We start from the raw sequence: 19,649 nt of genomic DNA, 5'->3' as shown, positions 1-19,649 counted from the left end.
CCCGGGGGTACCCATCCTGCCACCTGACAGACGGGAAAACGGCCATACCGGGCGTATATGCCGAAAGAGCCCCGGCCGATCACAGCGGATCGGCCGGGGCTCTCGGTGCTACCTGTCAGACGAGATCGAACCGGTCCAGCTCCATGACCTTGGTCCAAGCGGTCACGAAGTCGGCCACGAACTTGTCGCGGGCGTCCTGGCTGGCGTAGACCTCGGCGAGGGCGCGCAGCTGCGAGTTCGACCCGAAGATGAGGTCGACCGCGGTGGCGGTCCACTTCAACTCATCGGTGGCCAGGTCGCGGATCTCGTACACGTGCTCCTCGGACTTCGACGCGCTCCACCGGGTGCCCGGGGAGAGCAGGTTGGCGAAGAAGTCGTTGGTGAGCACGCCCGGCCGGTCGGTGAGGACACCGTGCCGGCTGCCGCCGACGTTGGCGCCGAGGGAACGCAGACCGCCGATGAGGACGGTCATCTCCGGCGCGGTGAGGTTGAGCATGTAGGCGCGGTCGACGAGCAGCACCTCCGGCTGGGTCTTCTCGCCGGCGCGCAGGTAGTTGCGGAACCCGTCGGCACGCGGCTCCATGACCTTGAAGGACTCGACGTCGGTCTGCTCCTGGGTCGCGTCGGTGCGGCCCGGCCGGAACGGCACAGTCACCTCGACGCCGGCGTCACGCGCCGCCTTCTCCACAGCGGCCGAACCGGCCAGCACGATCAGGTCGGCGAGCGAGATCTTCGCCCCGCCGGCCGCGTTGAACTCCTGCTGGATGCCCTCCAGGGCGGTCAGGACGGTCGCCAGCTGCTCGGGCTGGTTGACCTCCCAGTTGCGCTGCGGCTCCAGGCGGATGCGCGCACCGTTGGCGCCACCGCGCTTGTCGGTGTGACGGAAGCTCGCGGCGGAGGCCCAGGCGGTGGAGACCAACTGGTCGATCGTGAGCCCGGACTCCAGAACCTTCGCCTTGAGCGCGGTGATGTCGGCGTCACCCACCAGCTCGTGGTCGACGGCCGGCACCGGGTCCTGCCACAGCTGCGGCTCGGCCACCCACGGCCCGAGGAAGCGCTCGATCGGGCCCATGTCGCGGTGCAGCAGCTTGTACCACGCCTTGGCGAAGGCCAGCGCGAACTCGTCGGGGTTCTCCAGGAAACGGCGGGAGATCTTCTCGTACGCCGGGTCGACGCGCAGCGACAGGTCGGTCGTGAGCATCGTCGGCTTGTACTTCTTCGCCGGGTCGAACGGGTCCGGGATGATCGCCTCGGCGTCCTTGGCGACCCACTGCTTCGCGCCACCGGGGCTGGTGGTCAGCTCCCACTCGTAGCCGAAGAGGATCTCGAAGAAGCGGTTGCTCCACTGCGTCGGCACGTCGGTCCACGTCACCTCGAGACCACTGGTGATCGTGTCGCCGCCCTTGCCGCTGCCGTGGGTGCTCAGCCAACCCAGGCCCTGCGCCTCCAGCGGGGCGCCCTCGGGCTCCGGACCCACGTGGTTGTCGGCGACGCCGGCGCCGTGGGTCTTGCCGAAGGTGTGCCCACCGGCGATGAGGGCGACGGTCTCCTCGTCGTTCATCGCCATCCGGCGGAAGGTCTCGCGGATGAAGTGCGCCGCCGCGGCCGGGTCGGCGTTACCGCGCGGGCCCTCCGGGTTGACGTAGATGAGCCCCATCTCGGTCGAGCCGACGCCGGCCGCCATCTCCTTCTCGGAGGCGTAGCGCTCGTCGCCCAGCCAGGTGTCCTCCGGACCCCAGAAGATCTCCTCGGGCTCCCAGACGTCCTCGCGACCGAAGCCGAAGCCGAAGGTCTTGAAGCCCATCGACTCCAGGGCCACGTTGCCGGCGAGCACGAGCAGGTCGGCCCAGGAGATCTGCTGGCCGTACTTCTGCTTGACGGGCCAGAGCAGCCGGCGGGCCTTGTCCAGGTTGGCGTTGTCCGGCCAGCTGTTCAGCGGTGCGAACCGCTGACCACCGTCACCGGCGCCGCCCCGACCGTCCTCGATGCGGTACGTGCCGGCGGCGTGCCAGCTCATCCGGATCATCAGGCCGCCGTAGTGGCCGAAGTCGGCCGGCCACCAGTCCTGCGAGGTGGTGAGCACCTCGACGATGTCGCGCTTGAGCGCCTCGACGTCGAGCTTCGCGAACTCCTTGGCGTAGCTGAAGTCCGCGCCCAGCGGGTTGCCCTTGGACGAGTGGGCGTGCAGCACCGAGAGGTCGAGCTGGTTGGGCCACCAGTCCCGGTTGGTGCGCGGACGACCGCCGGTCTTCGGGGTCGGCGAGTCGATCGCCGGGTTCTCACTCTCGCTGCCGTGCGCGGTCACCGAGTCGTGCGCGACCGGGCAGCCGGCCGCCGCCTTCTGGTCCACGCCCTGCGCACTGGTGGGGCGGTTCTCCTGGGTGTCGCTCATGTGCTTCCTTCCGAGCTTGCGGATCTCTGGGGCGTGCGTTCGGTCGCGCAGTCGGGGCAGGTGCCCCAGTAGACGACCTCCGCCTCGTCGACCACGAAACCGTGGTCGCCCGAGGCGGTGAGACAGGGGGCGTGACCGACGGCGCAGTCGACGTCGGCGATGGTGCCGCAGGAGCGGCACACGACATGGTGGTGATTGTCCGCGACCCGGGACTCGTAGCGGGCGGTCGCCCCGGCGGGCTGGATGCGCCGCACCAGCCCGGCGTCGGTGAGCACGCGCAGCACGTCGTACACCGCCTGGTGGGAAACCGTGGGGTGACCCGCCCGGACCAGCGAGATCACCGCCTCGGTGCCGATGTGCGGGTGGTCGCGCAGCGCCGCGAGCACCGCCAACCGGGGCCGGGTCACGCGCAACGAGGCAGCCCGCAGTTGCGCCTCGAAGTCGGACATCACGGGTACGAACACTAGCTCACTTTTTTGGAACGAATCAAGTTTTGGGCCCACCCGAGGTACCCCAACGGCGGACGATTCACCCGAGGTTAACCTGCGGGGGAAGAAAAAGCGGACAGCCATGTCGAGAAGTCCCGACCGGCTCCGTCCCCGGGGTGAACGTGACCACGATGGGTCGCAGCCAGCTTCAAGGAGCATCACGATGGCCAAGTACCTGCTGCTCAAGCACTACCGGGGCGGCCCGGCGGCGGTGCACGACGTGCCGATGGACCAGTGGACGCCGGCGGAGATCTCCGCCCACATGCAGTACATGCGCGACTTCGCGGCCCGGCTCGAGGCAACCGGAGAGTTCGTCGACGGCCAGGCACTCGCCCCGGAGGGGACGTTCGTCCGGTACGACGGCCCGGGCCGACCGCCGGTCACCGACGGCCCCTTCGCCGAGACCAAGGATCTCATCGCCGGCTGGATGGTGATCGACGTCGACAGCTACGACCGGGCCGTCGAGCTGGCCGGGGAGCTGTCGGCCGCGCCCGGCGCCGGCGGCAAGCCGATCCACGAGTGGCTGGAGCTGCGCCCGTTCCTCAGCGAGCCGCCGACCATCACGGAGTGACAGCTCCGATGGACGAGACGCTGCTGCGCAACCTCACGCCGAGCGTCCTCGGGATCCTCGTCCGCCGCGGAATCGATTTCGCGGCGGCCGAGGACGCCGTGCAGGACGCCCTGGTCGAGGCGGTCCGCGTCTGGCCGGTCGACCCGCCGCGCGACCCGTTGGGCTGGCTGACCACTGTGGCGTGGCGACGGTTCCTCGACGCGGCCCGAGCCGACGCCGCTCGCCGTCGGCGTGAGGATCTCGTCGACGAGGAGCCGGCGCCGGGGCCCGCCCCCACCGTGGACGACACCCTTGCGCTCTATTTCCTGTGCGCCCACCCGTCGCTGACGGCGTCGTCGGCGGTAGCGCTCACGCTGCGCGCCGTCGGCGGCTTGACCACCCGCCAGATCGCGCACGCCTACCTGGTGCCCGAGGCGACCATGGCGCAGCGCATCAGCCGGGCGAAACGCACCGTCTCCGGGCTGCGGTTCGACCGACCCGGCGACGTAGCCACCGTGCTCCGCGTTCTCTACCTGGTCTTCAACGAGGGCTACTCCGGTGACGTGGACCTGGCCGCCGAGGCCATCCGGCTCACCCGACAGCTCGCGGCCGCGATCGACCACCCCGAGGTGGCGGGGCTGCTCGCCCTCATGCTGTTGCACCACGCCCGCCGCGCCGCCCGTACCGCGCCCGACGGCAGCCTCGTGCCCCTCGCCGAGCAGGACCGCAGCCGCTGGGACACCCGGTTGATCGCCGAGGGCGTCGAGATCCTCCAGGCGGCCCTGGCCCGCGACCAACTGGGCGAGTTCCAGGCTCAGGCCGCCATCGCGGCGCTGCACGCCGACGCGCCCACCGCCGCCGAGACCGACTGGGTGCAGATCGTGGAGTGGTACGACGAACTCGTGCGCCTGACCGACAACCCGGTCGTCCGACTCAACCGGGCGGTGGCGGTCGGTGAGGCCGACGGTCCCCGGGCCGGCCTGAGGGCTCTCGCGGCGCTGGACGACACACTGCCCCGGTACGCGGCGGTGGCGGCGTACCTGCACGAGCGCGACGGCGACCTGACGACGGCGGCACGGCGGTACGCCGAGGCGGCCCGGCAGGCCCTCAACCTCGCCGAACGCGACCACCTGACCCGCCAGGCCGCCCGGCTCAACGCGCTCGGGCGTCGCTGACCGGTCGCACCACGGGTCGTTGTCCGCACCATGTGCCACTGTCGGCGCACGAGGTCCGGAAAGTCTCCGGAAGTTTCAGCGATCTTCCGCCGCGCCCTCGCTCCGCCACTGTGAACGTCCGATGACCACCCTGCGCCCTGATCCACTACTGACCTGGATGAATGTGGGATCAGCGACGACGGCCGTGTTGCCATTGTGTTTCCGAAAATTGTTGACAAGCCGTGGACCGGGTCATACGGTCGCCATCGACGGCGCTCAATCGTCGTCAGCACCAACCACCGCGACCCACTTCTCCGGTCGTCGTGCAGGACGACCGGCCCCACCACCAGAGCGGTATGACGCCGTGGCCCTTACCCGACCACCGGCAGCCTGCCGAGGCGTACCGCGCCGCTGGCCCCCGCCAGCCGTCACGAGGAGGCAACAGTTCCATGACCGACACCAGCCACACCAGACCGAGAAGTCGCGGCCGCATGCGGTTGCTCCTCGGCGCCGCATGCACCGCCGTCCTGGCCGTCGCCGGCACGATGACGGCCACGAATGCGTACGCCGAGGCCGACCGGACGCTCACCTCGAACCTCACCGGCACGCACAACGGGTACTACTTCTCGTTCTGGAAGGACAGCGGCAACGCCAGCATGACGCTGCGCGCCGACGGCCGGTACACCAGCAGTTGGGACCGGAGCACCAACAACTGGGTCGGCGGCAAGGGTTGGGCCACCGGCAACCGACGGACGGTCAGCTACTCGGGCAGCTACAACCCGGGCAACAACAACACCTACCTCGCCCTGTACGGATGGACCCGCAACCCGCTGGTCGAGTACTACGTGGTGGAGAACTTCGGCAGCTACAACCCGAGCAGTGGCGCCCAGCGGTTGGGCACGGTCACCACCGACGGCGGCACCTACGACATCCTCCGCAGCCAGCGGGTCAACGCCCCGTCGATCGACGGCACCCAGACGTTCTACCAGTACTGGAGCGTCCGCCAGCAGAAGCGCTCCAGCGGCACCATCACCACCGCCAACCACTTCGACGCCTGGGCCCGCGCCGGCCTGAACCTCGGCAACCACAGCTACCAGATCATGGCCACCGAGGGTTACCAGAGCAGCGGCAGCTCCGACATCACCGTCCGGGAAGGCGGTAGCGGCAACCCGACGTCCGGGCCCACCACCGGCAACCCGGGGACCGGCAACTGCACCGCGACGCTCTCCGCCGGCCAGCAGTGGGGTGACCGGTTCAACCTCAACGTCGCGGTCAGCGGCACCAACAACTGGGTCGTCAGCCTCGGCCTCGGTGGCGGCCAGAGCATCCAGAACAGCTGGAACGCCGCGGTGAACGGCAACAGCGGCACTGTCACCGCGACGCCGAACGGCAACGGCAACAACTTCGGTGTGACGATCATGGCCAACGGCAACTGGACCTGGCCGACGGTCACCTGCCGTACCAGTTGACGCCGCGCACCACCTGACACCACCTCTGGCGTGGCGGCTCCGGCCGTCACGCCAGAGATGTGCCGGCCGTCACGCCAGAGCCGGTCCTCAGGGGCGCACCCCCGGCCGTGACAGTCACCGCCGTCCGCTAGACCTGCGGCGCGGCGTTCTCGCCGGCCACCGTCTCCCGCTCCGATGACTCCTCGGTGTCGTCGGATTCGTCGGTGTCGGCCGCTGGTGCCTCGGTCGGCGCCACCGAGGATGGCGCCGTTGTTCCACCGGTCGGGTCGGTCGTCGGCTCCGCATCCGGGCTCTCGGAGGTGGTGGGTCCGGGCGCGTCCGAGGTGCTCGTGCTGGAGGGTGTCGGTCGGCCCGCCGCCCCCTCGCCCGCCGAACGGCTGGGCGTCGGCGATCCGGGCGCACGCACCGGCACGCCTGCTGAACCGCGGTTGGCCGGTTCACCGCCGCCACCGCCGGGGCCGACGCCGGGGCCGGGCTCCTGCTGCGCGGGCGCCGTTGGCGACACCGGGGACGGCGCTCCGGGGGGCGTCGACGATCGCCCGGCCGGGCCCGGCATCATGCCGGTGGGATCGGCGAACACCAGGACGGCAGCCGCGGCGGCCATCGATCCGAGAAGCACCGCGAGCACCTTCGGCCCGGGGCCCCCCGACCGCTTCGCCGCGCCGCCGGCAACCGAGCGCCCGTCCTGGAAGCGCCCGGCCGCCGCCGCGATCGGCGCGCCGACGGCCGTCCGCACCAACTCGTCGGACGGCTCCGCGAGCGTCTGCGCGGCGGTGGCCATCGCCGCCGCCGTCGGGAAACGGCGGGTCGGCTCCTTGGCCATCGCGGTGGCGACCAGGCGCTGGACCTCCGCCGGAACGTCCTCGGGCAGCGCCGGTGGCTCCTCTTCGAGATGCCGCAGCGCCACCGCGACGGCGTGCTCGCCCTGGTGCGGGGGCCTACCGGCGAGGCAGTGGTAGACGACCGCACCGAGCGCGTAGATGTCGATCGCCGAGGTGGTCTCGTTCCTGGTGATCTGCTCGGGGGCCATGTAGTGGGCGGTGCCGACGACCTGGTTCGTACCGGTCAGGCTCGCCGCCTCCGCCGTCACCGCGACGCCGAAGTCGACGAGTACGACGTGCCCGTCCGGCTCGATGATCAGGTTGCTGGGCTTCACGTCCCGGTGCACGAGGCCGGCGTCGTGTGCGGCCTGAAGCGCACGGGCGGTCTGCGCGGCGATCGACATCGTCTCGGCCACCCCCAGCCGGCCGACCTCGGCGATCCGCTCCGACAGGGGTTGTCCCTGCACACACTCCATCACGATGTACGCGAGGATCGGCGCGTCGGCCTGGGACACCTCGCCGTAGTCGTAGACCTGGGCCACGCCGGGGTGACGCAGGGCCGCCATGGCCCGCGCCTCGCGGCGGAAGCGTTCGCCGAAGCCGGCGTCGGCGACCAGCCTGGGTTGCAGCATCTTGACCGCTACGCAGCGGTCCAGGGTGTCGTCGACCGCCCGCCAGACGTCACCCATCCCACCGCTGGCGATGCTCTCGACCAGGCGGTAACGGCCTCCGATGACTTGCCCCACGCTCGGCATGACACGTTCGGTACCCCGGACTGCGCGATCTCAAGCACCGCGACGTCGCGTCGGGTGGTGGTGCCGCGTCGGGAAGCACCGTCAGCGCCGACGGTGCGGCGCCGGCCCCGCCGTTTCCGACGGGGCCGGCTCAACCGGGTCCGGTCAGCTGTTCAGCCTGGCCAGCAGGGCGGTGGCCATGCCCTGCTCACCCCGGGCGTTGGGGTGGAACGGCGCGGCCGAGTTCTGCGGCACCAGACCCTCGACCCACCGGGTGCCGCTGCTCTTGCACGCGTCGCGGCCGATCGACGGGGTGTAGACATCGGCGTAGGTGGCGCCGTTGGCGCTCGCGGTGCTGGCCAGCATGGCGTTGAGCGACTTCTCGATGCCACGCAGGTACGGCACGTCCTGGTAGGCGATCGGGACGACCGGCCAGCAGCCGTAACCGGTGTCCGGCAGGATCGCCGGGTACCCGAGTACCACGACCCGCGCGCTCGGAGCGGCCCGCCGGACCGCCTGCAGCACGGCGGTGACCTTCGGCGTGGTGGCGACGATCCGCGCCTGCAACTGGTCGACCCCTCCGGCGGTGTACCGGTTCTTGCACGGCGAACCGAGCGGGCTGCTGACGCTGGCCTCCGCACAGTCGCCGATGATGCCGGAGAAGCCGATGTCGTTGCCGCCGATCTGCACCGTCACCAGCGAGGTGTTCGAGGTGACCGCGTTGAGCTGCGGCGGCAGCGTGATGCCCAGTGCGCCGCCACCGCCGTAGAGGATGTCGTCGGTGGTGGCGCCGGAGCAGCTCACGTCGGCGAACGACGACGAGCCGGCGGACGTCGCCACCAGCGACGGGTAGTTGCGGTTGGACCGCAGACAGTTGAGGTCGACCTGGGTGGGGATCAGCGGACCTGAGGTGTACGAGTCGCCCAGCGCGACGTATCGGCCGGTGGGCACGGCCGCGCTGGCGGGTGTGGCGACGGTGAGCAGCACACCGGCGGTGGCGAGGGCGAGGGCGGCCAACCGGGTGGCTGCCCGCATCAGGGGCAGGCGGGGACGGGTCATGGAGACTCCCAGGAGGGGATCAGAGGTGGTGGTGCCCGAGATCCTGTCGCCACCGACCGCCGCCGTCAATATCGATCGGCCTCACTAAACACCCGTCCGGAGTGTGGGATAGATCGGTAGCCATCAATCCAGCGGCGCATACCATCGGGCGCCGGTGACCCGGATCCGCCGGGACTGCTTACGGTTCCACTCCACCCGCATGCCGTGCTTGCGGAGCACCGGAAACGCGACCTCGTCCAGCAGTCGTTCCAGGTCGGCCTGGTAGCTGGCCTGCTGCTCGGCCTCCGACAGGGCGGCATAGGCGACCTCGTCGAAGTCGGCCGCGGGATAGACGCCGTAGCCGAGGTAGACCTCGCCGTCCTCGCTTGCGATCAGCGACTCCGTGTCCTGCTGGTGGTACCAGAGGAACCCGTGCCAGTGGCGGGAGTCGTCCCGCTCGTCGTGGATCTCGGCGCTCGCGCAGGTGCCGCAGCAACTGAAGTCTTCCCGGGCCAACACCCCCAGCTCATTGAGCTCGGCGAAGGCACGGGTGAGGTTGCCGCGCACCTCGCCCCACCCGCGCTGCTGCTCCCGCCGAACCGCCAACGCCGCCTCGTACGCCGCCCTGAGGTCGTCGTCGGTGGCGCCGCACCGCTCGTCGGGGTCGTCGAAGGCGTCGACGAACTCGTCCGGGTCGCTCTCACCCCGCACCACCCAGCCCCACAGCTCGTCGTCGACGGCGCTGCGGCCCGGCTCGGGGACCCGATCGGTGAGGAAGCTGACGCCCTCGGGGCGGTCGTTGTACGTCCACTCGGTCACGACGAGATCTTCACATGGGCGTACGACGACCCCGGTCCGCGAGCGACCGGCCCCGGAACGCCCTAGGGCCTGTGTCAAAGCCTTCGGTCGAGCCGAGGCGGAGTCCAGGCGGCGGTCCGGCAAGGCGGAAATTCGTCTGGATACCGGTGTCGTATCCGGACGAATTTCCAACGCGGCCGGTCGTCGTCTGGGCCCGCCGCAGGCCGGCCAGGGGCTTTGACACAGGCCCTAGTTGCCGGCCGGCACCTGATCCTTGACCTCGTCGTAGCCGACCGGCGTCGGCGCCGTGCCCGGGGCGTAGATCACGCGGAGGACGCCGGTCGGGAACGCCTCCGAAGCCACCAGCCGCAGGTGGTACGCCGCGTCACCCTCGTCGAACAGCCTGCGGCCCTTGCGCGCGGCCACCGGGTGCACCAGCAGGCGCAGCTCGTCGACCAGGCCCGCGGCCAGCAGTTGCTGCACCACCGAGATCGACCCCGGGATGAGGATGCCCCGGACGTCGGCATCGGCCTTGAGCGTGCTGACGGCGTCGAGGAGGTCCCCGTTGATCAGCTCCGAGTTGCGCCAGGAGAACTTGAGCGGCTGACGCGAGACGACGACCTTGCGCATGTCGCCGAGTTGCTTGGCGAACGGTGCGTCTTCGCCACCGGCGGCCTCCCGGTCGGGCCAGGCCCCGGCGAAGCTGTCGTACGTCTCGCGGCCGATGAGCAGCACGTCGGCGGTGTCGTAGTCCTCGGTGACGGCGCGTCCCATGTTCTCGTCGAAGTACGGGAAGTGCCAGTCAGGGTCGATCTCGGCCACGCCGTCGGCCGAGATGAACAGCGTGGAGATGACCTTTGCCATCGCGGGGGATCCCTTCGCGTCGGTGATGTCGACCGGCGCATCGTCCCAAACTCGTCGGCCACCGACAGCCCCGATGACGCGTGTCATATCCCGTCTTTTGTCAGCCGGACGTCACGGGAGCGAGCCAGTGCCACGTTTCGAGCAGCTTCGACTGCCCCAACCCGTTCGTCCTCTCGACCACGTCGTCGTCGCTTCGGAGGTATCCGGCGGACCTGGCGACCCGCTGCGAGGGCACGTTGCCCTGCACGATGCTCAGCCGCAGTCGGGTGAAGCCGAGTTCCTCGTGGCAGAACCCCGTCATCAACCGCAGCGAACGCGACGCCATACCCCGGCCGCGGTGCGCCGGGCCGATGGCGTACCCGAGCACCCCGGTCGCCACGTGCAGCGCGACGAGGCCGAGCGGCTCCCCACCGTCGCGCGTCACGGCCAGGTCGACGACGCCCTGCGCGCGGCGCCGCCGGATCCTGCCGAGAAAGGCGTCCGCGTCGAACGGCGAGGGGATGTCGGTGTTCGCGGCGATGTCCGGCGCGTCGAAGAGGCCCGGCATCGACGGCAGATCCGCGTCGAGCCAGTCGCGCAGCACAATTCCCTCCCCTTTCAGAACGAGAGGGAAGGCGGTGGGATCGACCGCCGGCGAAATTGTCGATTCGCAGCTCACACACCATCCTTGCACGGATGAAGGCACCGGCCGGAACGGCGGGAACCGACCGGTTACCGGTCGCGAGGGGAGCACAGCGCTCCGCGTGGAACAGGCGGGCTCGGCGTGCTGCCGAGCCCGCCCGTTCCCTGTCAGTCGAGCGTGATCAACCGTGTCAGCGCTGCAGCGTCAGCAGACCCGGCCGGTACGGCAGCAGACCGTAGTCACCACCCGAGTTCGGCGACCGACCCTGATACAGCAACTGGAGGTTGCAGGCGTTGACGGTCATCGTCTGATCAGCGCTGGTCCGCAACAACTCACCGTGGCTGATGTCGTTGGTCCAGGTCGCGCCACTGTTCGCCTTACCCGCGAACGGGTTGCTCTCACTGGTGGCCTGCGGCGTCCACGAACCACCCAGGCTGGTCGCGGTGAACGACCGGAAGTAGCGACCCTGCGACCCGATCGCCTCCACGATCATCAGGTACTTGTTCAGGCCCTGCAGCTTGTAGACCTGCACCGCCTCGAACAGGTTATTCGTCGTGTCACTCATGATCGTCGTGTAGTTCGACCCGAAACTGCCCGGGAAGTTCCCGATCGGCATACTCGCCCGGTAGATCTTCCCGTTGTCACCGGCGAAGAACAGGTACATGTTCGTCCCGTCACCGATCACCGCCTGATCAATCGGACCCGTACCCGAACCAGTGATGCTCCCACTGAACAACGTCTGCGGCGACGACCACCCATTCGGGTTCGTCGGATCCGACGACGTCCGGTACGAGAACGCCGGCCCACCCCACTGATACGCCAACACCCAGATGTTGCGCGGCGCGAAGTAGAACAACGACGGCGCCACCGTCCCCGAGTTCATCGCGTTCTGACTCGCCGAACCCATCTGCGAATAATTCGAGAACAACCCGAAGTTCATCGAACCCCACCTGGTCCCGAAGTCGTGGGTGGTGGCGTACACGAGCTGCTGGCCGTTGTAGGGGGCGACGGTGAAGTCCTTCAACGACACCCAACCCGACCTCGGCTGCGCCAACGCACCCGTCGACGACCACCGGTACGTCGAGGGCAGGTCACACGTCTGGGTCGGCGGTGGAGTCGTCGGTGGCGGGTCGGTGGGTGGCGGGTCGGTCGGTGGCGGGGTGGTCGGCGGGGTCGTCGTGCCACCGGTGCAGGTGACGCCGTTGAGAGCGAAGCTCGTCGGGTTCGGGTTGCTGCTCGTCCACGAGCCGTTGAACCCGAACGACACGGTGCCGTTGGTCGGGACCGACCCGTTGTAGCTCACGTTCCTCGCCGTCACCGCTGACCCGCTCTGCGTCAGCGATGTGTTCCAGGCCTGCGTCACCGTCTGCCCGGCACCGTAGGACCAGGTCAACGTCCAGCTGGTCAACGGATCGCCCAGGTTGGTGATCGCCACGTTGGCGCCGAAGCCGCCCTGCCACTGCGACGACACGGCGTAGCTCACCGAACAACCCTCGGCCGCGGCGCCGGCCGGCAGTGCGGCGACGACTGTCGACGACACCAGTAAACCGACGCCGGCCACAACCAGACCGGCAGTAGTGGCTCTGGATCTGGTCATATTGCACCCTCCTCGCGGGACGGCGGCCTACCCGGTGGTGGTGGTCGCTGCTCAGTAACTGATTGTGAGCGTTAACAGGCCGCGTCGGGTATGTTACGGGAGCGCTCCCATACCATCAACTACATCGATGCCTGCTTCTCGTTCACCGCCGACTTTCCCGTTGCGCCGACCGGAGCGACACTCCTCAGCCGACAGTGAGGGTGAGCACCCCGAACTGACCGCTGCCCTGCACGTAGTGCGGCAGATAGAACTTCCACGTCACCGTCAGCTCGCGCCCGGCCCGCATCGAGGCCGGCACCTCGGCGACCATCTCGAACACCGCGCTGCCACCGGCAGGGATCTGCGTGAGCGGGCGGCAGTTCAGCCGGTACAGCTGGGCCGAGTTCACCGCGTCGTTCGTCGCGTCGCCGAGCGAGAACCGTTCCATCAGGTACGCCGGGCAGGGGTCCAACGCGAGGGGACCGTCGGTCGGGTTGCCGAGCGTCACCCGGAAGGAGACCCGCGACCCGGCGGCGGCGGTTGGTGGCCCCTGGACAGCGACGGTGAGCTGGTCGAGCGGCGAGGACGAGGGCTCCGACACCGCCACCGGCTCGGTGAACCCACTTGCGGACAGCGTCGCCCGGGCGCGGGGGTTGACCCCCTCCCCCTGCGGACAGCCCGGGCGCTCGTCGGCGGTGACCGGCGCGCGCAGGGTGCCCCCGTCGTGCGGCAGCTCGATCGCGAGCTCCAACAGCGCGAGGGGCTGGCAGAACGGCCCGGACCAGTCCAGGCGCAGGCTGGCGTGGCCACCGGCCGGCACGGCAACGACCCGGGAGCGGCCCTCCTCGTTGATGCCGTGGGTGTAGAGCATCGGGACCTCGCGGCCGCCGACGAGCATCCTGGTGGGCACCTCGCCCTGCAGCGTGCACTCCTTCTTCGACGCGTTCCGCACGTCCACTTCGCCGATGAGCTTGCCGATGGCGGCGTCGAAGCCGCGAGGCTTCTCACCGCCGGTGCCCGGCCGGGTCCAGCTGGTGAGCCGGCCGGTCAGCTGCTCCGCACGGCACGGCTCGCTGCCACGGGCCGGCCTCCTCGGCTCGGCGGGGCGGCCGTTGAGGTCCTCGCCGGTGATCTTCAGGTCGGCCCAGGGGACGCTGCCGTCGGCGAGCAGTTCGGTGGGCACCGGCTCCGCCACCGTCGGGTCCGGCTGCCCCGGCCGGGCGTTCGGCTCGGCGCAGGCCACCGCCGCGGCGAGGACGATCAGCAGTGGCACAAGTAGTCGACGCATGCCGCCACCCTCACACGAACGACCGCATCGGACCTGAGTAGCCGGGCTCAGTGACGATCACTCCGCGGTGGGCGCGGACGACTCGACGATCGACACGGCGGTGCCGAGCTCGACGGTACGGGAAACGGTGCACAACCGGTCGTGCGACTGCTGGAGCGACCGGGGCAGCGCCGCACGGGCCTGGTCGCCGTCCGCGCCCTCCGGGAACGTCACGGTCAACTCGACCCGCAGGTTCTGCATCCGGTTCCCGCCCGCCTCGTCGCGGATCTTGTCACCGGTGACGGCGACGGTGAACCCGGTCGGCTCCGCGCGGCGGCTGGTGATGTGGTCCACGTCCACGGCGGTGCAGCCGCCGATGGCGGCCAACAGCAGCTCCACCGGCGTGAAACTGCCGTCCTTGCCCGTGCCCAACGACACCGACCCGCCACGGACGTTCCGCACGACGTAGCTACCCAGGCTGGTGCGCTCGATCGCCACCGAGCGGAAGGTGTCCTCAGTCATGGCTGAAACCTACCGGCATCCGTGATCAGGAGTACATGAGATGCAGCGTCATCCCGGCATCGGCGTGCGCCAGGTTGTGGCAGTGGTTGGCCCACATCCCGGGGTTGTCGGCCCGGAACGCCACCTTCCACACCTCGCCCGCACGGACGTCGAACGAGTCCAGCCACAGCGGGCTGCCGGTCGCCGGCTCCCCATCGCGGGCCAGCACCAGGACGTGGTGGCCGTGCAGGTGCCACGGGTGCACCACCTGCGAGCGGTTGACGATGGTGAACAGCACGACGTCGCCCCGGCGTACGACCTGCGGTGGGATGTCCGGGTCGGCCGCGCCGTTGACGGTGTGGGCGTAGCGCGGCAGCAATCCACGCAGGTCGAGGCCGCGGTCGAGAACGAGGGTGAAGGTCCGGTCGAACCGGGGCCAGGGAACCGCCGCGGCAGCGCCGTAGCCGAGCGGGTCGAGCACCGGCCAGGCGCCGGTCGCCGTCGACACCGGGCCGGTCGAGTAGACCGCCCGCCCGTCGACGAACAGCGACACCGGGGTCGCCGGCGCGTCGAAGACCAGGTCGTAGCGGCCCCCGGCGGGGATCAGCACGGCGGTGTCCACCAGCGGTGTCGGGCCCCGCAGGTCGACGCCGTCGATCGCGGCCACCAGGAACGCGGTCCCCGCCAGGGCGTACCGGTGCGTGGTGCTGTCGGTGTTGATCAGCCGCAGCCGCACCGGCACGCCGGCCTCCACCCGCTGCACCGTTGGCGCGGGCAGCGGACGCCCCGCCAGGGTGTGCACCGGCACTGTGACGTCGAGGCCGCTGACCGGCCCCGGTCGCACCACCAGCACACCGTAGAGACCCATCCGGACGCCGACATCGGAGGCCGAGTGCGTGTGGTACCAGTACGTTCCGGCCTGGTCGGCGCGGAACCGGTAGACGAACTCCTGCCCGGGCCGCACCGCCGCCTGGGTCACCCCGGGCACCCCGTCCTGGTCGTTCGGCACGTCGTACCCGTGCCAGTGCAGCGTGACGCCGCGCCCGATGTCCCGGTTGCGCAGCGTCACCTCCAGGATGTCGCCGACGGTGGCGGTCAACTCCGGTCCGGGTACCTGCCCGTTGAACGCCCACGCCGCCACGTCCCGGCCATCCGCGTTCACAGTGGCGGTCCCGGCCGTCAGGGTGAACCGTCTGGTGGGTTCGGCGGAGATCCGGGCCGCCGCCGGAAAGCCATGATTGTGCGGTACGGCGGGCGTGGCCTCCGGGGTGACGGTCAGCCCGGTGCCGGTGACCAGCGCCGCGACCGCCACCGCGACCGCCGCCCGGGACACCGGCCGCGACGGGCGCGCGCCGAGGGCACGCCCCGAGATCACCGTCGCCGCGACGACCCCGGCGACCGCGAGCAGCCCCGCCCCCGCCGACGCCGGATAGCCGTGCAGGACCGTCACGAGCAGGGCGCTGCCCGTGGCGTACCCGGCGAAGAGCAGCGCAACCGCGACGGCCCGGACGTCACCCCGGGCCCGCAACAGCCGCGGACCGGCGACGGCCACCGCCGCGAGCGACAGGGGTGCGGCGATGAGGACCTTCTCCGCGGCGAACCACCAGCCGGCGCGGGCCAGGGCGGTGATCGTGATCGCGCGGGCGAGCGTCGCGACCAGCGCGACCGCCGCCAGTCCCAGTGCGAGCGGGCGGCGTCGCGCGACGGACGCGGCACCACCACCCAACCAGGCGCCGGCCGCGAGGACCGCGATCACGAGGTCGACCGCGAGCAGCGACCCGGTGCTCACGCCGGCTCCACTTCCCGGGCGGGCAGCCCGGCCTCGGCCGGCACCAGGCCGGCCAGCTTCCGGGCCGCCCGGTGGACGCCGACCACGACGTGCACCGCAATGATTCCGTTGAGCGCGTGCAGCCCGCCGATGGTGAGGCCGAGCGGAGTGCTGACGCCCGACGCGTCGGCGAACGCGTTGGCGAGCATGGCGATGAGCGGTTGGAGGACGACGAGGCCGACCGGCAGCACCGCCAGCCCGATGAGCCGTCCCGGCGCCTTCGCCAGCGCGGCGAACAGGACGGTGAGCAGTGTGAGAACCGGGATGACCGCGATGCCATTGACGCTGTGCAACGCGTACGCGCCGTCGCCGGCCGGCTTCGTGAACCCTCCCACCGCGGCGAAGATGAACTGAAGGGCGAACGCGACGAGCGTCAGCGCGCTGATGACGACGAGAGCCTTGCGCATGGAATACCTCCTAGAGGTGCGCCGAGGCGAGCGCCCGGGCGACATGGTCGGTGGCCGTGATCGCCCCGTACGCGACCAGCCGCACGAGGTCGGCGTCGGCCGGGTGGGAGAGCCGCCACAGCGCGACGTCGCCCGGGCTGATCGCGCTGGGGGCGAACGCCGCCAGCAACGCGATCCGTGTCCCGATGCGGTCCGTGCCCGGCACGTCCCGCACCAGGTCGACGGCCCAGTCCGCGGGCCGGGCCGGGAACCGCCCGTCCTCCCAGCGCACGGTCGCCGTGACGGTCTCGCGCGCCGTCTCGCCCAGCAGTTCCCCACCGCGGTTGGCGGCGACGCGCAACGACGCGTAGGCGACACCCACCGGGCTGTCCCCCGCCCAGGCCGGCGCCGCCGTCGCGTCGGCGTCGAGCAGCGGGAGGCTTCGGCCGGGTTCCTTCGGCTCCCGGGCCGCCCTGGCGTAGAGCCGGCCCCCGACCGAGCGCACCAGTGGGGAGCGTTGTAGGCCGCCGGGGAGCAGATCGGGGTCGAGCAACGCCGAGACGACCCGGTTGATGAAGTGGAACACCAGCAGGGTGCCGGTGATCTCCACCCGGTACGGGCTGGTCCAGTCGGCGGCTCCGGGGCTGCGGCTGGCCTGTGCCCACTCGACGAGCCGGGCGTGTCCCGGCTCGGGTGGCGTCTCACCCCGGGCGACGGCCTCGGCGAGCTTCGACGCGCCCAGCGCGTGCAGCAGCAGCACGTGGGCGTCGACGCAGAACTGACAGCGGTTGGCCCGGGACACGGCGGTCGCGACGAGTTCCCGCTCGACCCGGGATGCGTCGCCGGCGAGCAGCGCCTCCCGCATCAACGCCCAGGTCGCGGCCAGCACCTCCGGCACCGCCGACAACGCCTGGAAGGTCGGCAACGGCCCGAGGAAGTCGTCGCGCAACTGTTGGTAGACCGCCGCGGTGAGGCCGGTGGCCGCCCTCGTCGGCGTGGGGGTGAAGAAGCGGTATGTCATGGGCTCGATGCTTGTTGCGGCGGGCCGGGAAAGCGTCGTGCCGGCGCAGACACTTGCCGGGTCGCCGATACCGCGCCCGTGGTACGCGGCAGGTACCACGTTCGCGGGATGCTGCACCGGCGGCGGCCGTTCTACAGTGCGACAATGCGCCGCGACCTCCCGTACGCCCTCGGCGGTCTCGCCCTCGGCGTCCTCCTGCTCGGCAACGCCGCGCTCACCCCGGACGCCGCGACGGTCGAGGTGCTCGACGTCGCCCTGGTCCTGGCCATGGCGGTGGCCCTGGCGGCGTGCCGGCGCTACCCGGTGGTGGCGCTGGGCGTGGTCACCGTCGCCATGCTGGCCGTTCACCTCCGGGTGCACCCCGGGGTGTCCGCCGCGTTCCCCGTTCTCGGCGCGGTGTACCTCGCCGCTTGGCAGGGGCACCGGTCGGCGGCGGTCGTGGCCAGCCTCGTCTTCCTCGGCGGCTTCCTGGCCCGCGACGTCTCGGTGGCGCCGCCCGGCCAGCCGGGGCAGGTGATCCTCGAACGGACGGCCCTGCTGTTCGGCTGGTTCGTGGCGGCCAACGTCGCCGGGCTCGTCGGGCGGCAGCGTCGGGCGTACCTGGAGCAGGTCGAGCAGCGGGCGGTCGAAGCCGAGCGCACCCGCGAGGAGATGGCGTTGCGGCGTGCCGGGGAGGAGCGCCTGCGCATCGCCCGAGACCTGCACGACTCGTTGACCCACAGCATCTCGGTGATCAAGGTGCAGGCCGGGATCGCCGTGCACCTGGCCCGCAAACACGGCGAGGCGCCGTCGGCCGCCCTGCTGGCGATCCAGGAGGCCAGCGGCGCTGCCATGCGGGAACTCCGGACCACCCTCGACGTCCTGCGCGCGCCCACCGACGCCGATCGCGTCGGACTGGCCCGGGTGGACGAGCTGGCCGAGCGGACCCGGGCGGTCGGCGTACCGGTGCAGGTGACGGTCACCGGTCAGCGCGGGGACCTGCCCGACGAGGTCGACCAGGCCGGATACCGGGTCATCCAGGAGGCACTGACCAACGTGGCCCGCCACGCCGGCCCCGCGACCGCGCACATCCAGGTGGAGTACGCCCCGGCGGGGCTGACCGTCGCGGTCACCGACGACGGCCGGGCGTCACCGGGCCAACCGCTGACCCCGGGCGTGGGTTTGCGGGGCATGCGGGAGCGGGTCAGCGCACTGGGCGGCACCCTGCAGGCCGCCGCGCACGACGACCACGGGTTCACCGTGCGGGCCACCTTCCCGTTGGACGACCCGCGGTGACCGGCCAACCGAGCCGGGCCGGAGCGAGCCAGGCCCGAGCGAGCCAGGCCCGAGCGAGCCAGGCCCGAGCGAGCCAGGCCCGAGCGAGCCGGGCCCGAGCGAGCCAGGCCGGGGCGCGGGGCGCCCGCCGGCCGCCGGGGCCGCGATGATCCGGGTGCTGCTCGCCGACGACCAGGCGCTGATGCGGGCCGGCTTCCGGGCACTGCTCGACGCCGAGGACCACCTGGAGGTCGTCGGCGAGGCGACCGACGGCAGCTCGGCCGTCCACCTGTCGCGACGCCTGCGCCCGGACGTCGTCCTGATGGACGTGCAGATGCCCGGTCTCGACGGCATCGAGGCCACCCGGCGCATCGCCGCCGATCCCGACCTCACCGGCATCCGGGTTCTCATCCTGACCAACTACGGGCTCGACTCCTACGTCTTCGCCGCCCTGCGCGCCGGCGCGAGCGGCTTCCTCCTCAAGGACGCCGACCCCGCCGACCTGCTGCACGCCGTCGCCGTCGTCGCGCGCGGGGACGCGCTGCTCGCGCCGACCGTCACCCGCACGCTGATCAGTGAGTTCGTGGCCGGCCCACCGCCGGCCGAGCCGACGGCCGGCCGCGACGTCCTGACCGCCCGGGAGCAGGAGATCGTCGAGCTGGTCGCCCGTGGGCTGACCAACGACGAGATCGCCGCGCGCATGGTGATCAGTCCGCTGACCGCCAAGACACACGTCAACCGGGCGATGACGAAGCTGCACTGCCGCGACCGGGCCCAACTGGTCGTGTGGGCGTACGAGTCGGGGCTGATCACGCCGCGTCGCCGGTGAGCGCCGTCCCGGACAGCGGCGTCGATCAACCCCCTTGGCGACACCGGGAAGAGACGA

18 protein-coding genes are annotated in these 19,649 nt (G+C 71.0%); 5 read left to right on the top strand and 13 right to left on the bottom strand.

Annotated elements, in window-relative coordinates:
- Positions 1-115: 115 nt before the first annotated feature.
- The gene (katG, locus tag QCZ28_RS18580; protein ID WP_279517834.1) at positions 116-2,392 is read right to left on the bottom strand and encodes a catalase/peroxidase HPI; all 2,277 of its coding nucleotides are present in this window, start codon (positions 2,390-2,392) and stop codon (positions 116-118) included.
- The gene (locus QCZ28_RS18575) at positions 2,389-2,844 is read right to left on the bottom strand and encodes a Fur family transcriptional regulator (RefSeq protein ID WP_279517946.1); all 456 of its coding nucleotides are present in this window, start codon (positions 2,842-2,844) and stop codon (positions 2,389-2,391) included. The genes katG and QCZ28_RS18575 overlap by 4 nt, the downstream gene beginning before the upstream one ends.
- 199 nt (positions 2,845-3,043) lie before the next feature.
- Here QCZ28_RS18575 and QCZ28_RS18570 point away from each other — a divergent pair, with 199 nt between their 5' ends.
- From QCZ28_RS18570 to QCZ28_RS18560, 3 genes are all read left to right on the top strand, one after another.
- Positions 3,044-3,451: a YciI family protein gene (locus QCZ28_RS18570; RefSeq protein WP_030337686.1), complete on the top strand. Its 408-nt coding sequence runs from the start codon at positions 3,044-3,046 to the stop codon at positions 3,449-3,451.
- A gap of 8 nt (positions 3,452-3,459) precedes the next feature.
- Entirely contained in the window at positions 3,460-4,605 is a 1,146-nt protein-coding gene (locus QCZ28_RS18565; protein ID WP_279517945.1) for a DUF6596 domain-containing protein, read from the top strand.
- A 428-nt stretch (positions 4,606-5,033) separates the two neighbouring features.
- Entirely contained in the window at positions 5,034-6,053 is a 1,020-nt protein-coding gene (locus QCZ28_RS18560; RefSeq protein WP_030337688.1) for a glycoside hydrolase family 11 protein, read from the top strand.
- Positions 6,054-6,180: 127 nt separating this feature from the next.
- Here the strand turns inward: QCZ28_RS18560 and QCZ28_RS18555 are convergent, their stop codons facing one another.
- The 11 genes from QCZ28_RS18555 to QCZ28_RS18505 form a co-directional block, all read right to left on the bottom strand.
- Positions 6,181-7,629, bottom strand: coding sequence for a serine/threonine-protein kinase (locus QCZ28_RS18555; RefSeq protein ID WP_279517833.1), 1,449 nt, complete (start codon positions 7,627-7,629; stop codon positions 6,181-6,183).
- Between the two features lie 144 nt (positions 7,630-7,773).
- On the bottom strand, positions 7,774-8,667 hold the full coding sequence (locus QCZ28_RS18550) for an SGNH/GDSL hydrolase family protein (RefSeq protein WP_279517832.1): 894 nt from the start codon (positions 8,665-8,667) through the stop codon (positions 7,774-7,776).
- Positions 8,668-8,790: 123 nt separating this feature from the next.
- The gene (locus tag QCZ28_RS18545; protein WP_279517831.1) at positions 8,791-9,465 is read right to left on the bottom strand and encodes a hypothetical protein; all 675 of its coding nucleotides are present in this window, start codon (positions 9,463-9,465) and stop codon (positions 8,791-8,793) included.
- Between the two features lie 228 nt (positions 9,466-9,693).
- Positions 9,694-10,308, bottom strand: coding sequence for a dihydrofolate reductase family protein (locus QCZ28_RS18540; RefSeq protein WP_279517830.1), 615 nt, complete (start codon positions 10,306-10,308; stop codon positions 9,694-9,696).
- Between the two features lie 100 nt (positions 10,309-10,408).
- Positions 10,409-10,891, bottom strand: coding sequence for a GNAT family N-acetyltransferase (locus tag QCZ28_RS18535; protein WP_279517829.1), 483 nt, complete (start codon positions 10,889-10,891; stop codon positions 10,409-10,411).
- 229 nt (positions 10,892-11,120) lie between these two features.
- Positions 11,121-12,527, bottom strand: a complete 1,407-nt coding sequence (locus QCZ28_RS18530; protein WP_279517828.1) for a non-reducing end alpha-L-arabinofuranosidase family hydrolase — start codon at positions 12,525-12,527, stop codon at positions 11,121-11,123.
- A 184-nt stretch (positions 12,528-12,711) separates the two neighbouring features.
- Positions 12,712-13,794 carry a hypothetical protein gene (locus QCZ28_RS18525; RefSeq protein ID WP_279517827.1) on the bottom strand — a complete coding sequence of 361 codons (1,083 nt, stop codon included), beginning with the start codon at positions 13,792-13,794 and terminating at the stop codon, positions 12,712-12,714.
- Between the two features lie 57 nt (positions 13,795-13,851).
- Positions 13,852-14,295: an OsmC family protein gene (locus QCZ28_RS18520; protein ID WP_279517826.1), complete on the bottom strand. Its 444-nt coding sequence runs from the start codon at positions 14,293-14,295 to the stop codon at positions 13,852-13,854.
- A 25-nt stretch (positions 14,296-14,320) separates the two neighbouring features.
- Positions 14,321-16,063: a multicopper oxidase family protein gene (locus QCZ28_RS18515; RefSeq protein ID WP_279517825.1), complete on the bottom strand. Its 1,743-nt coding sequence runs from the start codon at positions 16,061-16,063 to the stop codon at positions 14,321-14,323.
- A complete protein-coding gene (locus QCZ28_RS18510; protein ID WP_279517824.1) occupies positions 16,060-16,509 on the bottom strand; it encodes a DUF6220 domain-containing protein in 450 nt (149 codons plus the stop codon). The genes QCZ28_RS18515 and QCZ28_RS18510 overlap by 4 nt, the downstream gene beginning before the upstream one ends.
- Before the next feature lie 10 nt (positions 16,510-16,519).
- Positions 16,520-17,509, bottom strand: a complete 990-nt coding sequence (locus QCZ28_RS18505; protein ID WP_279517823.1) for a carboxymuconolactone decarboxylase family protein — start codon at positions 17,507-17,509, stop codon at positions 16,520-16,522.
- 144 nt (positions 17,510-17,653) lie between these two features.
- On the opposite strand from QCZ28_RS18505, the gene QCZ28_RS18500 reads away from it, so the two are divergent.
- Positions 17,654-18,784, top strand: a complete 1,131-nt coding sequence (locus QCZ28_RS18500) for a sensor histidine kinase (RefSeq protein ID WP_279517822.1) — start codon at positions 17,654-17,656, stop codon at positions 18,782-18,784.
- A 145-nt stretch (positions 18,785-18,929) separates the two neighbouring features.
- A complete protein-coding gene (locus QCZ28_RS18495) occupies positions 18,930-19,592 on the top strand; it encodes a response regulator transcription factor (RefSeq protein ID WP_279517821.1) in 663 nt (220 codons plus the stop codon).
- Positions 19,593-19,649: the final 57 nt, after the last annotated feature.

Origin of the sequence: Micromonospora sp. DH14 (assembly GCF_029809455.1) — a bacterium.
Taxonomy (GTDB): Bacteria; Actinomycetota; Actinomycetes; order Mycobacteriales; family Micromonosporaceae; genus Micromonospora; species Micromonospora parva.
Note: the sequence above shows the minus strand (reverse complement) of the source record. Positions and strands in the feature narration are given on the sequence as shown.